The organism is Bombilactobacillus sp. ESL1187, assembly GCF_058107155.1.
Window position 1 is genome coordinate 110,613 of the sequence record NZ_JBYLTZ010000001.1, and the last position, 14,229, is coordinate 124,841.

At 39.7% G+C, this 14,229-nt stretch carries 13 protein-coding genes; 4 read left to right on the forward strand and 9 right to left on the reverse strand.

Annotated elements, in window-relative coordinates:
• Positions 1–343: 343 nt before the first annotated feature.
• From AC3B5B_RS00605 to AC3B5B_RS00615, 3 genes are all read right to left on the reverse strand, one after another.
• Positions 344–2,173 carry an SEC10/PgrA surface exclusion domain-containing protein gene (locus AC3B5B_RS00605; RefSeq protein ID WP_489769043.1) on the reverse strand — a complete coding sequence of 610 codons (1,830 nt, stop codon included), beginning with the start codon at positions 2,171–2,173 and terminating at the stop codon, positions 344–346.
• A gap of 108 nt (positions 2,174–2,281) precedes the next feature.
• Positions 2,282–3,373: a hypothetical protein gene (locus AC3B5B_RS00610; protein ID WP_489769044.1), complete on the reverse strand. Its 1,092-nt coding sequence runs from the start codon at positions 3,371–3,373 to the stop codon at positions 2,282–2,284.
• 143 nt (positions 3,374–3,516) lie between these two features.
• Positions 3,517–3,747: a helix-turn-helix transcriptional regulator gene (locus AC3B5B_RS00615; RefSeq protein ID WP_489769045.1), complete on the reverse strand. Its 231-nt coding sequence runs from the start codon at positions 3,745–3,747 to the stop codon at positions 3,517–3,519.
• 146 nt (positions 3,748–3,893) lie between these two features.
• Between AC3B5B_RS00615 and AC3B5B_RS00620 the strand changes: the two genes are divergently transcribed.
• A complete protein-coding gene (locus AC3B5B_RS00620; protein WP_489769046.1) occupies positions 3,894–4,226 on the forward strand; it encodes a helix-turn-helix domain-containing protein in 333 nt (110 codons plus the stop codon).
• A 145-nt stretch (positions 4,227–4,371) separates the two neighbouring features.
• A complete protein-coding gene (locus tag AC3B5B_RS00625) occupies positions 4,372–4,797 on the forward strand; it encodes an ImmA/IrrE family metallo-endopeptidase (RefSeq protein ID WP_489769047.1) in 426 nt (141 codons plus the stop codon).
• Between the two features lie 39 nt (positions 4,798–4,836).
• Here AC3B5B_RS00625 and AC3B5B_RS00630 read toward each other — a convergent pair whose 3' ends face one another.
• Positions 4,837–6,834, reverse strand: coding sequence for a glucose PTS transporter subunit IIA (locus tag AC3B5B_RS00630; protein WP_489757466.1), 1,998 nt, complete (start codon positions 6,832–6,834; stop codon positions 4,837–4,839).
• 19 nt (positions 6,835–6,853) lie between these two features.
• Entirely contained in the window at positions 6,854–7,906 is a 1,053-nt protein-coding gene (locus tag AC3B5B_RS00635) for a MupG family TIM beta-alpha barrel fold protein (RefSeq protein WP_489769048.1), read from the reverse strand.
• Positions 7,907–8,115: 209 nt separating this feature from the next.
• Between AC3B5B_RS00635 and murQ the strand changes: the two genes are divergently transcribed.
• Both murQ and AC3B5B_RS00645 read left to right on the forward strand, forming a co-directional pair.
• Positions 8,116–9,012 (forward strand): N-acetylmuramic acid 6-phosphate etherase, encoded by an 897-nt coding sequence (gene murQ / locus AC3B5B_RS00640; protein WP_489769049.1) that lies wholly within the window; start codon positions 8,116–8,118, stop codon positions 9,010–9,012.
• 10 nt (positions 9,013–9,022) lie between these two features.
• The gene (locus AC3B5B_RS00645) at positions 9,023–9,901 is read left to right on the forward strand and encodes a MurR/RpiR family transcriptional regulator (RefSeq protein ID WP_489769050.1); all 879 of its coding nucleotides are present in this window, start codon (positions 9,023–9,025) and stop codon (positions 9,899–9,901) included.
• 66 nt (positions 9,902–9,967) lie between these two features.
• On the opposite strand, the gene AC3B5B_RS00650 is transcribed toward AC3B5B_RS00645, so the two are convergent.
• The 4 genes from AC3B5B_RS00650 to AC3B5B_RS00665 form a co-directional block, all read right to left on the reverse strand.
• The gene (locus AC3B5B_RS00650; protein ID WP_489769051.1) at positions 9,968–11,008 is read right to left on the reverse strand and encodes a zinc-dependent alcohol dehydrogenase family protein; all 1,041 of its coding nucleotides are present in this window, start codon (positions 11,006–11,008) and stop codon (positions 9,968–9,970) included.
• Between the two features lie 148 nt (positions 11,009–11,156).
• Positions 11,157–12,497 (reverse strand): glutamine synthetase family protein, encoded by a 1,341-nt coding sequence (locus AC3B5B_RS00655; RefSeq protein ID WP_489757461.1) that lies wholly within the window; start codon positions 12,495–12,497, stop codon positions 11,157–11,159.
• 20 nt (positions 12,498–12,517) lie between these two features.
• Complete coding sequence (locus tag AC3B5B_RS00660) at positions 12,518–12,886, reverse strand: MerR family transcriptional regulator (protein WP_489769052.1); 369 nt, start codon at positions 12,884–12,886, stop codon at positions 12,518–12,520.
• Positions 12,887–12,977: 91 nt separating this feature from the next.
• On the reverse strand, positions 12,978–14,228 hold the full coding sequence (locus tag AC3B5B_RS00665) for a methionine gamma-lyase family protein (protein WP_489769053.1): 1,251 nt from the start codon (positions 14,226–14,228) through the stop codon (positions 12,978–12,980).
• Between the last annotated feature and the right edge of the window lies 1 nt (position 14,229).

A 14,229-nucleotide genomic window follows, 5' to 3' on the forward strand; every position in this document is an offset into this window, starting at 1 on the left:
TTCTTAGACTAAAGATAGTAAAGTTTAGCTTAATCAGGCTTTTTATTTTAAACATTTTTTAAATAGTACCACACGTAAAATGATATAATGTATCTAGTATTAATAGTTACCTTAGGAGGACAATAATTATGAAAAACTTATTTCAGAAACTTCCATTGGATGACGAAAGCTTTAAACGTAAAATAGTTACTACCGTAGCCACTGTCAATTTAATTGCCTCAGTCCTCAATTTGATCCATAGTCTAAAAATTTTAAAACAATCTGAATAGACCTGCTGTGACATTAATATCCAAATAAAAGCCATTCCTTGCCCTGAAGGAATGGCTTTTACTATACACTAACTTCAAATATTGGCAGAAGTATCAAATAATGAATGATCTACAATCAACTTTTCAGGCACTAAGATAAAATGAATAATCATCTCACCGCTACTTAGGCGATACAATGAAAAACCAAAGTAATCATTGGCAGTATTATTATCACTCCAATACTCACCAGTACTCAACAGCATACTATCATTAATATTATCATCGGTAATGTATTTGATTGCTCGATCAATGTCTTGTTTCAAATCTGGCATACTAATTTGCTTAGGCGTATCAGCAAAGCTTTCAACTTCTTCATAATATTGACCATTGTTATTCAAGCCATACTTTGAAGCTAATTGCATGACGGCAGAATTGAAAGAACCATGATTATTAGTATTCAACCCTTGATTTTCTTGTAAGTTTTGTTGGGCAATCGCATTGGCATAACTCATTGCTGAGCGATTCAAAAGTAATGATTGACTGCCAACCGACTTGCGCAATTTATTTAAGGCTGCGACCGCGTACTGATTCAATTCTAATAATTGATCCTGTGGTAAGTTGTTCACATCGTACTTTTGGACGTGAGCTTGACCAGGAATATGAAAAAGATCGGAATCTTGGATATAATTCTCAGGTACTGAGATAAAGTGCGTTATCCGTTCGCCACTAGGCAATTGATTATAAGCCATCCCAAAATAGGTATTCTTTTGCGCTTGACTAGCAAATCCACCAGAACTCAGCAAACTATCACGATGGCCCCAGTTAGAAGTCGCATCATCATAAATCATATCGTGAATAGCCGCGGCAATGTCTTGCTTGAAGCCAGCCATTGTCGTTGGATTTTGATAAGGTGATGTTTCGGCATTTTCATAAAATTGTCCACCATCATTTAAGCCATACTTGGCAGCCATCTTAGTAATAGCGCTGATATCATGTGCTTCTGTTGTAGGACCAACGTGCTGAATATGCTCAAATATCGACCAATTATCCGCTTGATATTGCTTGGCCACATCACTAGCAAAACTCATCGCAGAATTATTTAAGATCCAAGGTTTTACACCCGCTTTTTGACGGTAACCATTAATTACATCCAGTGCATACTGATTCAATTCGAGCAATTGGGCCTGAGTCAAATTATTAGGATCTAACGTTTGACTGTCATTATTGTTAGGACTCGTATTACTGCTATTTATTGGATTATCATTGCCCGTCGAAGTTGTCGGATTAGCATTATTCGTGGAATTACTACTTGTTGAACCACCACTAGCACTACCAGTAGCCGTATTGACGTTAGTATCATTGTTACTTGGCTGATTATTAGCAGCGCCCAAGTTATTAGTTACTGTTTGCCCTGACTGGTTAGGAGCAGTAAAGTTAGCTACCCCATCATTAGAACTCAACCACTCCTTACCATCAATTTGATAGTAAGTGACATTACCAACGGTTTTGACTTTACCAACGCGCCAATCCGAAAAATCTAGCACTACACGTGCCTCAATTAATTTTTGTTGATTATCATATAATGGTGCATAGCCGCTCTTAGGGGCAATGGCGCGCACCACATGGTAATTATAATGCTGTGGTGTAAAATTATTCGAACTCTCCGAACTAGGGAGCCATATGTTTTGAGCCACTTCATACATTGATTGGCCATTAACCGTTTGAATATCTAAGATCCGCCAAGCCGTATTAGCAGCCAATGACTGCTTAATTGGTTGACCGTTAACATTATATAATTGCGCTGAATTTTTTACTGTTGCTACTGGATAATGATAGTCAGCAGCTTGCAATTTGGAAGTCTGATACTGACTTCCGATACCCAGTGTTAAGAAAGCTGCTATACATAATGAAATTTTTAGTTTCATTTCAAGTTCTCGCCTTTCTAAAAAATATAATTGAAAGAACTGTATACTAAAAACGCCAAGAACCAGTGTCTTGACATTTTAGTGTTAAGTTATTTTCCAATCATTTTTTTACTGAACCACTGAAACATTATTGTCTAATTTTAACCATTCATTTGGACTAACTTTGACATAGCTTTGACCATTCGTTGTTATTTTTTTATCATACTTCCATTCCGTATTAGCAGCTAAAGTCCGATTTTGCATTGTAAATTGACTATTGTTAAAACCATAGACATTGACAGCATTCTTTACTACACAAACCCCTTTATATTTAGTGATTGTATAAGCATTATTAGCAACTTTGACCCATTCGTTAGCTCCAACATTCAGGTAAGTATCATTACCAACTTTTGCTTCTTTAGTAGCTAACCATTTTGTGTTAGCTGCTAAAGTTCGACCAGTAGTAGTAAAAGTATTGCCCACTAATTTATAAACCTGACTACTTTGAGCTAAACTAACCGTGGTTTTGCTCTTTGAAATTGTAGGTGCCACTGTGACTGGTTTGATAGTTGCAGTATTACTAGCAGCTGACTGATTGATCGTAGCATTGGAATTAGTACCATTATTAGTAGTATTTTCACTATTATTAGTATTATTGGTATTAGTATCAGATCCGGTATTAGTGGATGATGAATTATTATTAGAACTATTATTCGTTGAACCATTATCAGTTATTGACGAGTCACTATCTAAAGTTCTCGTGCCATCAGAATTCAAACCATGAGCGGCCCAAGTATCACCATCTTTTAAGTAAGTTAAATAGGGATTCTGACCATTATCTCGACCGTATTCTTCTTGAGTAACATAACCATATTCTGGACCTTTGTTAGTAAAAGTCACCGTTGAGTAATTAGGAGTATATCCGGGAATAGTTGGCGCTGGAATTGTTTTAGATTCATAATCATTTACCGTTATTTTAGGTATTTTCCAATAGTAACCATCATTAGCCAATTGTCCATGTGAGTTGTAAGCTTCAGCATATTCAAAGTCAACTACACTCGTCCAATTACTACCATTATATTTATCCCAATGTCCACCAGCCTCAGATAAGGGTATTTCTTCAGCATTAACACTAGTCAATGCCCCAACTGTGCCAACTCCAACGTTGGCCAACGCTAGCGCTGTCATTGACGTTAACAATAATTTTTTACTTTTTCTCATAAAACTGATCTCCTTTTAAATATTATCGCTTTCATTTATTAAAACCAATTACTATTTAAATTTGATAGTCTATTCGAGATGTTGTTATGTATTTGTCACATCTTTCAGGCCATAGATTAAAAATTTTATCTTAATCTTTTTTGCTAGTAATTGTTTTCACTAACCTTTAAATCACCTTTATAATTAAACGCCGAACTAAAAATTTGTTCTTTAGGTACTTGGCTAAGATCTTCTAACTGCTGCATTTTTGCGGCCGGAGGAATACGAAAGTCTCGCTCCCAAGCACTGATCGTTTTTTGCGAAACATGCAATTGTTCAGCTAAATAACTTTGAGTCCAACCACGCTCCTTTCGAATATCTTTTAATTTATTCATTCATCATCACCACCTTAAAACTACACCTAGTAGTTACAAGAACAATCTTATGCTACAAAAAGTAGCTTGTCAATGTGTAATACTACGTTCTGTGCGTTTAATTTTACTACTTATTGTAGTAATTTCTTAATACGAGGTTAATTATTATGTTTGGTGAAAGATTAAGAACTTTACGCAAAGAAAAGAACTATACACAAGAAGAATTGGGCGCCCAGCTAGATGTTTCTGGCAAAACGATTGGTACTTGGGAACGTGAAACGCGCGAACCGTCGATCAAAAAAATCAATCAAATTGCTGGCTTCTTTAATGTTTCTACCGATTACTTACTGGGTAAATCCAACCTCAAACAAATCGTACCTTGTAAACAAGATATTGATATTACTGATGATAATGTTGTGATGACCTATGAAGGTAAGGTCATTCCCCAAGCTGATTTAGACGTCATGTTTCGCTTTTTAAAAGGCGGAAAAAATAAGTGATTTACGATTACATAAACTAGAAACTAACGGTATGCGTTAATTTGCAATTTGTTTTTCAATATTTAGGTTATTTTAATCATAAGACATTTTATTTTTGCTATATTATCTATAAACAAATCTCAATGATAATATGGTGGCGGGCTAATTGCATGATCAAATCTTTGACTATTTATTGAACATTGCGACTATGAATCAAATCGTAGTGCATTCTTTTTCATTAGCTCCCCAAACGGCACCCTGCTCTTATCCCGCAACAAAGCGAATTGCCTTAAACGCTAATTGGCCAAACCAACGTGAAATTCCCTTTCAACTAGCTCATGAAATGGGACATATTTTTTGTCATCACAATAATTATGCCGCACTCTACCATTCTTGCTATAAAAAGGTCATGGAATTAGAGGCAGACACTACTGCTGTCAGATTAATCCTCCCAATTTATGATCAGCTACTGACGGCTGAACAACTGAATGCCACCGCCTTTATTGCTTATTTTGGCATTCCCAAGTATTTAAAAAGTATGATTCAACAAGAATTCAAGTCTTATTTAAACAAAAAAAACGGACTAACTTGATGCAGTCCGCTTTTTTATTTTTCAATTGTATCTATTATTTTACTTATTTTTAACTTGTAGCACGGCTTGACCAGCAGTGACTTGATTAAAAGATAGTTCACTTAACTCTTGCACCGCAGCCATATTGGTAATTACGGTCATCACTGTTGCTTCTTTGTTAGCCGCTTTGATTTGCGCTAAGTCCATTGTTCCTAATTCTTGTCCTGCTTGCACTTGTTGCCCGGCTTTAACCGTGAATTCGAAGGGTTGACCACCTAATTCTACGGTATCAATGCCTAAATGGACCAAAATTTCTAGTCCCGTTTCGGATTTTAAAGTAAATGCATGTTTAGTTTCCGTCAAACTAACTAAAGTTCCTGTGGCCGGTGCCACAATCTGTGCTTGCGTCGGTTCTAAAGCAAAGCCATCACCTAATAATTTTTGTGAAAAGACATCATCATGGACATCACTTAAAGCTAATAATTCACCAGCCACTGGTGCGACCAGTTGACTAACTGCGCCTACTTGAGGTTGCAGCGCCAAAGCTTGTTCTACTGCTGTGGGTGCACTCGATTGTTCTTTGGCTTCTGCAGTGTCTGCCTCAGTAACTAAACTACCATCAACATTGGTGGCGGCCATCGCTGTCTTAGGAACACCAAAGAAATAGGTCATCACAAAACCACCAAGATATGCTGCTAATAATCCAAGAATATATTGTAACCATTTGCCATGCGCAATTAACGGAATTAAAGCCACACCAGAAGGACCGATGGACGTTGCACCCACATGAAACGCCCCAATCACTGCGCCACCAATTCCACCACCGATACAGGCAGTAATAAACGGTCGCCCTAATGGTAATGACACACCATAAATCAGCGGTTCGCCCACACCAAGAATTCCCACAGGCAAAGCACCTTTAATCATTCCTGTTAACTGTTTGTTTTTTCGGCATTTGATCCATAATGCAATGGCACTACCGACTTGCCCGGCACCGGCCATGGCTAAAATCGGCAATAGTGGCGTGGAACCGGTATTTTTAATCATTTCCAAATGAATCGGCGTCAAAATTTGGTGTAGACCTAACATAACCATTGGTAAGAAGACGGCGCCTAATACAAAACCAGCAAAAGCACCACCGACTTTCAAGATCCAATTAATGCCCCCGACAAGCGATGCTGATAACCAGCCGGCTGCGGGCATAATTAAAAAGATCGTGAAACAGCCCATCACCAATAAGGTTAAAAACGGCGTAAAGATAATATCTACGGCATCCGGAATCCATTTATGCAACCATTTTTCTAAATAAGCCATGACCCAAACAGCAAATAACACACCAAGTACCCCGCCGGAACCAGCTACTAAGGCTTTACCGGTAAAAATATTCGGTAAGGTAATCGGTGCGACAACTCCTGGTAAATAAATTAGACCGCCCAAGATCCCGCCTAAACCCGGAGTGGCACCAAACTCTTGCGCTGCATTAATGCCAATATAAATATTTAGATAAGTAAATAAACCACTATTAATTACTTTTAGAACTGTAATAAACGGCGTCCATTGCTGATTCAAAGTGCCTGCAACTTGCAGATTACCTAAAATCCCCGCAATGCCCGAGATTAACCCCGCACCAACAAAGGCTGGAATTAATGGAATAAAAATGGCACTAATATGTTTTAGGGCTTTACGCCACCAAGTCTGCTTTTGTTGCGCCTTATGCTCAGCATGTACCTGCGCAGCCTTAGCTTCAACTGCACTTTTACCATCAAACTTAGCCGCTGTCTGCGGAAAAGGATCTCCTAATTTGACCCCTACTTGATCAACCATAGCTTGCGCCACTTTATTAACAGTACCAGGACCAACAATTACTTGCAGAGTGTCTTCTTGAACAACTCCCAACACTCCTGGAACTTTCTTTAGCCCTTCTAAATCTACTTGAGCTTCATCACGAATTGTTAAACGGACTCTTGTCATACAATGAATTAATTTAACAACATTATTTGGACCGCCAACGTGGTCATAAATACCTTGACCAATTGCTTGATAGTTATCTTTCGCCATGGGTTTCTCCTCCTAAAGTTTAGTTCACAGTTGCGGCTAGCAACTGTAGTTTTTGGTTTGCGCCAATGTATGGCAACAAGTCTAATTGCGCTGGTATCAAATGGGCAATCACATTTACCGCTGGATTTTCGGACAAATCACATTTTGTTATTTGTAATTCGCCAGCATAACGTTGATACCGCTCATTATCACAGGTCAATGTTCCGCGCGGACGCTGAGCGACTTGTTTTACAGCACAATTAAGTAATTGCCGTTGTCGACTTTCTTGCAGACGAACTACCTGTTGAGCAACATCTGGACGATTATGCCAGGATGTTTTTTGCAAAACAGGTGGTAAATCGGCAAAATATAATTCAACGACTTGCTCTTTTAAATACGCCGCAAACATTGCCTGACTCAAAGCACTCAACGAGTTATCACTAATATAAACATGATCCGTCGCTAATTGCCGTAATTGTAAAAAGCTAGCTAACGGTAATTGTTCACGCTGCGCTTCAATCGTCGGTAAATGTTGATACAAAGGGCCACGCAAACTACCGTCTCCGGCAATAAAGCCCATTGTCTTTAAACCTAAGTTCTGCAAAAATTGGTTCTGGTGCTGATACCATGCACTGTCCAAGCCGGTTTCAGGACGCGGATAATAATTGTGCCACGCCTCAATATTCGCCAAATCAGCATTATTTGCACACAAGGCCTGATAATCGGCCTCATTAAAGGTACTAGCATTCACAGCCACAGTGAAATAATGACTCAGCCAAGCGACTTGGCGCCAAGTTAATCCCGCGTCAACACGAATTCCCGTTAAACCCAGTTTTTGTAAACTGTGCGGATCTGCTAGCGACCAACCTAAGCGTTTTAATGCAAAATCAGATAAGTCTACCATTAAAGCCAGATTATTTTGCTGACACCAACTAGCTAATTGTTGTAAGCGCTGGGCCAAAACGGCAGCATCATCCTCCGGTAAATTTAATGAAGTAAATACACCTTGAAAACCAATTTGAGACATCGTTTGCAGATAATGTTGCACTCGGGCATCCAATGGCTGGGACAAATAAACTGAAAAACCTAACATTTGGAATGTTCTCCTTCATTATAATTCAAAATACTATAAAATTATTACAAAATTATAAAATAATCTAAAAACTTTTTGTTCTGGCTATTTGTATTTGACTTAGTTAACGATTTCAGTTAAATTATAACTGAATGAAATATAATTTCAATCTGATGAAATAATATTTGATATCCATTTTCATTATTTATGTGAAAGGGCAAAAATTTTAATTGAAACCAACTGAACAACGTAATCAAAAAACAACTAATATTGACCAACTTTCAACCTATGAAATCTTACAGTTAATTAACCAAGAAGACCAAACGGTTCCCAGCATCATCGGTCAACCGGAAACTCTCCAACAAATAGTCCAAGTAGTCACTGCTATCAAAACAAGCCTTACCCAAGGAGGGCACGTCTTTTATGCGGGGGCTGGTACTAGTGGACGCTTAGGCGTTTTAGATGCAGCCGAAACTGTCCCGACCTATGGAGTAGCACCGACTGTTTTTCAGGCGATGATCGCTGGCGGACAAAAAGCTATGTTAACAGCGGTTGAAGGTGCCGAAGACAATCCCGAACTGGGGCGACAAGATTTAATTGAGCGAAACTTTGGACCGAAAGACTTTTATTTAGGAATCGCTGCTTCAGGTCGCACGCCGTATGTCATTGGCGGATTGGATTATGCCCGGCAAATCGGTGCTCAAACTGGATCTCTATCCTGTAATCCCGATGCAGTCATTAGTCAACATGCCGACTTTCCCATTGAAGTGGTCACCGGACCAGAAGTCATCACCGGCTCCACCAGAATGAAAGCGGGCACTGCCCAAAAGTTGGTTTTAAATATGATTTCAACCACGGCCATGATTGAAGCGGGCAAAGTTTATGGCAACTTAATGGTTGACGTGCAACCAACCAATGAAAAGTTAGTCGATCGCGCTCAAAGAATTATCTGCGAAGCCACCGATTGTGACCAAAAAACCGCCATCCAGACCTTTGAACAGGCGCACCATCGCCCCAAAGTGGCTATTGTCATGATCTTAACTGGCTTAGATGAAATGGCTGCCTTAAAAGCGCTCAAAGCTAACGAGGGGCGGATTGCCAAAACAGTGCAAGCAATTTTAAATTAGGGGGAACATTATGAGTGTCCAAAGAAATATTGATGGAATTTATTCTAAACTGTCTAAATCTGAACGCCGATTAGCTGATTATTTAAAACAATTTCCCCAAGAGGTCGTCACGATGAATGTGCACGACTTTGCGCAAGTCGCACAGACTAGTCCCGCTACCGTCAGCCGCTTTGCTCGGAATCTAAGTTTCGACAATTATAATCAGTTAAAATTACAATTAGCCTATGATCTCTCACAAGATGTTGATGCTGACCAAATTATTCAGGCTGATATTCAAGAAAACGAAAGTATTCTTTCCATTAAAAATAAGCTCTTACACGATACACAGCGTTCTTTGAAAGAAACCGTTGAGCAGATTCGCAGTAAAGTAGTCTTAAACTTAGTTGAAGAATTAAGTAAAACTCAAAAAATTATGGTTTTTGGTGTTGGCGCTTCTAATTTAGTGGCTCAAGATATTGCCCAGAAATGGGCGCGCTTAGGCATTGCCACCAGTTATAACGATGATATTAACCAATTTTTACCACTGGTCGTTAACTCTAACGAGCAAAATAGTTTACTCTGGCTAGTTTCCAATTCAGGCGAATCACCAGAAGCCATTGCCATGGCGCAGTATGCCCGCAAATCGCACATTCCTGTCGTCACGATGACGGCTTTTGGCAAAAACACTTTGACTAAATATGCCGATATTGGGCTGCAAACTTCGCATCCGATTGAAAGTAGTATGCGGATTGCTGCCACCGATTCACTGCAAACTCAGCTGTTTTTGGTCAATATCATTTATTACGCTTATGTCAGTCAAAATTATACCCCAGCTAAATTAAGTGTGGAGCGTTCACGGACAGCTATTGATACATATAAGGCTGCCGTCAAATATACTTTAAAAAGATAAATTCTGCCTAACTAAAAAAGGCAACTTTCAAACTTGAAAGTTGCCTTTTTTATTAGCTGACTTTAATTAATCAACAATCACTAATGATTTAATAGCTTGGCGTTGATCCATCGCCTGATAAGCTGCATCAATTTGATCCAAATCAAATCGCTTGGTAAACACTTTTCCTGGATGAATATCCCCATCTAAGACTGCTTTTAATAAGAATTGTTTATCATAAGTGGTTACGGATGCCGGACCACCAGCCACATTAACATTACTAAAGAAATAATCAGAAAACTGTAAATCACCGTCATGTGGTACCCCAACGCGGCCGACAGTTGCCCCGGGACGCGCAACTTGCATGGCTGTCGTCATTGATAATTTAGTTCCGACACATTCTAAAACAGCATCAGCTCCCGTTTGGTGAGTTAATTCCAGCACTTTCGCCACAGCTTGCTCACCACGTTCGGCCACAATATCCGTAGCGCCAAATTCTAGAGCTAATTTTTGCCGATCTTCATGACGACTCATAGCAATAATCTGCTTAGCACCTCGCATTTTGGCCGCAATCACACCGCATAAACCGACCGCACCATCACCAACAACCACAGCGCTATCACCCGGTTTAACCCGCGCACTCTTGGCAGCATGATAACCGGTCGCCATGACATCAGCCAACGCTAACAAGGAATTCAACATTCCATCACTGTAATCTTCATATTTACCTGGAACTTTAATCAAATTCCATTCACTATGCTGACTTAAAATATATTGCCCCTGCATTCCGTTTCTTAATTGCCCGTGATTAACTTGACAACTAGCATCATAACCGGCTAAACAAGCAGCGCAATGGCCACAACCATGCGTAAACGGCACAATAACAAAATCACCAGGTTTAACAGTCGTAATAGCATTACCCGTAGCTTCCACCACGCCTAAAGCTTCATGACCAGTATTATCAGAATTGGCTGGCCGAGGATCTAAACCGCGATATTTCCACAAGTCCGAACCGCAAACACAAACTCGTTTAACTTTGATTAAAACATCATCATCCGCTTGAACTTGAGGTGTGGGTACCTCTTGCACTTCCACGTGTCCTGGTTTCACAAAAATTGTTGTTTTCATAAACGCCATTCTCCTTTAATTATAATTAATGATAGTTTAAACCTTAGAGCTGGCTCCAAGTCAACTATTATTCTGCTTTGGACTTCATTTTAAAGGCAAAAAATGCCCGCAACACTTTTGCGGACATTTTCGAGATTTAATATTAAATTTAAAAGCGTTTCAGGTATTGATCACGTTCCCATTGCGAAACTGTTTGGCGATAAGCGCCCCATTCTAACTCACGGGAATCAATAAAGCTCTTATATAAATGATCACCCATTGATTGCTTAACCACTGGGTCTTTTTTCAATGCCTTCACTGCATTATGCAAAGTTGATGGCAAATCAAAAATTTGATTATCCTGCCGCTCGGCTTCCGTCATTTTGTAGATATTACGGTTCACTGGCGGAACTGGTGTCGTTTGCTTTTGAATACCTGATAAACCACTATACAAAATAGCAGCAATCGCTAAATACGGATTAGCTGTTGGATCAACACTCCGCATTTCTAAGCGAGTTCCATTACCACGAGCCATTGGTACCCGGATTAATGGTGAACGATTCTTTCCAGACCAAGCAATATAAACTGGGGCCTCAAAACCAGGAACCAAGCGTTTGTAGGAATTAACTGTTGGATTATTAATCGCTGTTAGTGCTTGGGCATGTTGCAACAAGCCACCTAAGAAATACATTGCAGTTTGTGACAATTGATTTTGCGTACTTGGATCGTAAAAGGCATTACCATCTTGATTAAACAAAGACATATTAATATGCATACCGGAACCATTAATGCCTTCAAGTGGTTTTGGCATGAAGGTGGCATGTAAGCCATGTTTCCGGGCAACGGTACGCACAACTAATTTAAAAGTTTGAATGTTATCTGCTGCTTCAATAGCATCAGCATATTTAAAATCAATTTCGTGTTGACCAGGAGCAACTTCATGGTGACTAGCCTCAACTTCAAAGCCCATCTTTTCTAATTCCAGCACAATTTCGCGCCGACAATTTTCACCTAAATCTACCGGTTCAAAATCAAAATAGCCGCCGTTATCATTTAAGTTCAACGTCGGTTGGCCCTGATCATCTAATTTGAATAAGAAGAACTCTGGTTCTGGTCCAATATTAAAACTTGTGAAGCCCATATCATGCATTTTTTGGACAATGCGGCGTAAGTTATTGCGTGGATCACCAGCAAACTCTTCGCCATCAGCCGTATGAACGTCACAAATTAAGCGTGCTACTTTACCATGTTCTGATCCCCAAGGGAAAACTAACCAAGTGTCCAAATCAGGATATAGTAACATATCACTCTCTTCAATGCGCACAAAGCCATCAATTGAAGAACCATCTAAAGTGGCCTTATTATCTAAAATCATATCCAATTGATCAACTGGCATTTCCACATTTTTTAAAATACCGTTAATATCCGTAAACATTAATCGTAAAAATTCGACATGTTCTTCTTTTGCCATTTGGCGAATATCTTGAGCAGTATACTTCTTTGACACCATAAAACCAATCGTCTCCTTAATTAAAATGAATTATTCGAGTCTTGGTTATTCAAGCGACCCACTTGTAACATTTCCTGTGACAAGATTTTGCGGACAGCTGAATCACTCATTGTCTCAGTAGCAGATAAGCAATAATTTTCCGGTTCCTTTTTGGTTAGGACACGAACCACCTCGTGCATATTCATCCCCGAAGCCAAATAATCCTTGACCTCTAGCAAGCGATCAACATCATTAAGCGAATACTGTCTTTGATTTCCCGCACTTCGCTGTGGTTTAACCAATTGAAAATCTTCATAGTATCGTACCTGTCGTGGTGTTAATCCTGTTAACTTAGTGACTGTGCCTACCGTTAATACTGCTAAGTTGCGCCGAATACTTTTCTCACTCATGCTTTACAACCTCGAACATATAGCTACCTTATCAATTAAAAAAAGCCTTGTCAACATTTCATGTTAGCAAAGCTTACATCTATTAAAAATATTACAAAATTTCGGCACAAGCATGCGCAATGGCAATCTTCGCATGCGCATAAGTCAAACCACCTTGTAAATAAATCGCATACGGTGGCCGTAGAGGGCCATCAGCTGATAGTTCAATCGTTGATCCTTGTACAAAAGTTCCTGCGGCCATCACAATTTGGTCTTCATAGCCATCCATGGCACTCGGTACTGGATCAACAAAGGAATCAATCGGTGAATATTTTTGAATCGCTTTCGCAAATTGGACCATTTTCTCAGGGCTACCTAAGATAATCGTTTGAATCAAATCCGTGCGCGGTTCATCAAAGCGCGGGGTCACTTGAAAACCTAATTCTTCTAGCAAGGCTGCCGCAAAAATCGCCCCTTTAATCGCATTACCAGTTGCTTGTGGTGCTAAGAAAAAGCCTTCAATCATCCAACGTAAATTACTCCCCGTGGCGCCCTCATGGCGCCCAATGCCCGGAGCAGTTAAGCGAATGGCACTGCGTTCAATTAAATCTTCACGTCCCGCTAAATAACCACCTGTCGTTGCTAAGCCCGCACCAGCATTTTTAAATAAAGAGCCTGCCATTAAATCGGCACCGACTTGCGTAGGTTCAATTTCTTCCGAAAATTCACCATAACAATTATCCACAAAAACAATTACTTCTGGAAGTCGTTGTTTGACAAAGGCAATCATTTCCTTAATTTCCGCAACTAAAAAACTTGGCCGCGGATCGTAACCCCGTGAGCGTTGAATCGCAACCACATCTGGTTGAAATGTTGTTAACTTTTGCGCCAACTTTTGATAATCAACTTTTCCCTCTGCAGTTAAGGCCACATAATCAAATTCCACACCGTACTCTTTTAAACTGCCAACGCCACCGCCCGTTAAGCCCACTACTTCTTGCAACGTATCATAGGGCTTACCCGTGATATACAATAACTTTTGTCCTGGCTTTAAGCAGCCAAAGAGCCCCACTGCTAACGTATGCGTACCCGAAACAAATTGGGGACGCACCAAAGCTGCTGGCGCCTGAAAAACTTGCGCATAAACAGCATCCAAGACTTCGCGCCCTTCATCATTATTGCCGTACCCCGTGGAACCGAATAAATGACTCTCAGCAACTTGTTGGTCTTGAAAAGCCTGCAAAACTTTGGCTTGGTTATTTTCCATGCGTTGATCAATGACTTGTAAATATGGTTGAATTTTTTGATCAACTTGTTGTATTGCGCTTTGAACTTTTTGTGGTAATTCTTCTGTCCAATTCATT

Excerpts from the sequence above, each read along its gene's own strand:
- AC3B5B_RS00605 (WP_489769043.1), bottom strand. The coding sequence starts at position 2,173 with ATGAAACTAAAAATTTCATTATGTATAGCAGCTTTCTTAACACTGGGT.
- AC3B5B_RS00610 (WP_489769044.1), bottom strand. The coding sequence starts at position 3,373 with ATGAGAAAAAGTAAAAAATTATTGTTAACGTCAATGACAGCGCTAGCG.
- AC3B5B_RS00615 (WP_489769045.1), bottom strand. The coding sequence starts at position 3,747 with ATGAATAAATTAAAAGATATTCGAAAGGAGCGTGGTTGGACTCAAAGT.
- AC3B5B_RS00620 (WP_489769046.1), top strand. The coding sequence starts at position 3,894 with ATGTTTGGTGAAAGATTAAGAACTTTACGCAAAGAAAAGAACTATACA.
- AC3B5B_RS00630 (WP_489757466.1), bottom strand. The coding sequence starts at position 6,834 with ATGGCGAAAGATAACTATCAAGCAATTGGTCAAGGTATTTATGACCAC.
- AC3B5B_RS00635 (WP_489769048.1), bottom strand. The coding sequence starts at position 7,906 with ATGTTAGGTTTTTCAGTTTATTTGTCCCAGCCATTGGATGCCCGAGTG.
- AC3B5B_RS00645 (WP_489769050.1), top strand. The coding sequence starts at position 9,023 with ATGAGTGTCCAAAGAAATATTGATGGAATTTATTCTAAACTGTCTAAA.
- AC3B5B_RS00650 (WP_489769051.1), bottom strand. The coding sequence starts at position 11,008 with ATGAAAACAACAATTTTTGTGAAACCAGGACACGTGGAAGTGCAAGAG.
- AC3B5B_RS00655 (WP_489757461.1), bottom strand. The coding sequence starts at position 12,497 with ATGGTGTCAAAGAAGTATACTGCTCAAGATATTCGCCAAATGGCAAAA.
- AC3B5B_RS00660 (WP_489769052.1), bottom strand. The coding sequence starts at position 12,886 with ATGAGTGAGAAAAGTATTCGGCGCAACTTAGCAGTATTAACGGTAGGC.
- AC3B5B_RS00665 (WP_489769053.1), bottom strand. The coding sequence starts at position 14,228 with ATGAATTGGACAGAAGAATTACCACAAAAAGTTCAAAGCGCAATACAA.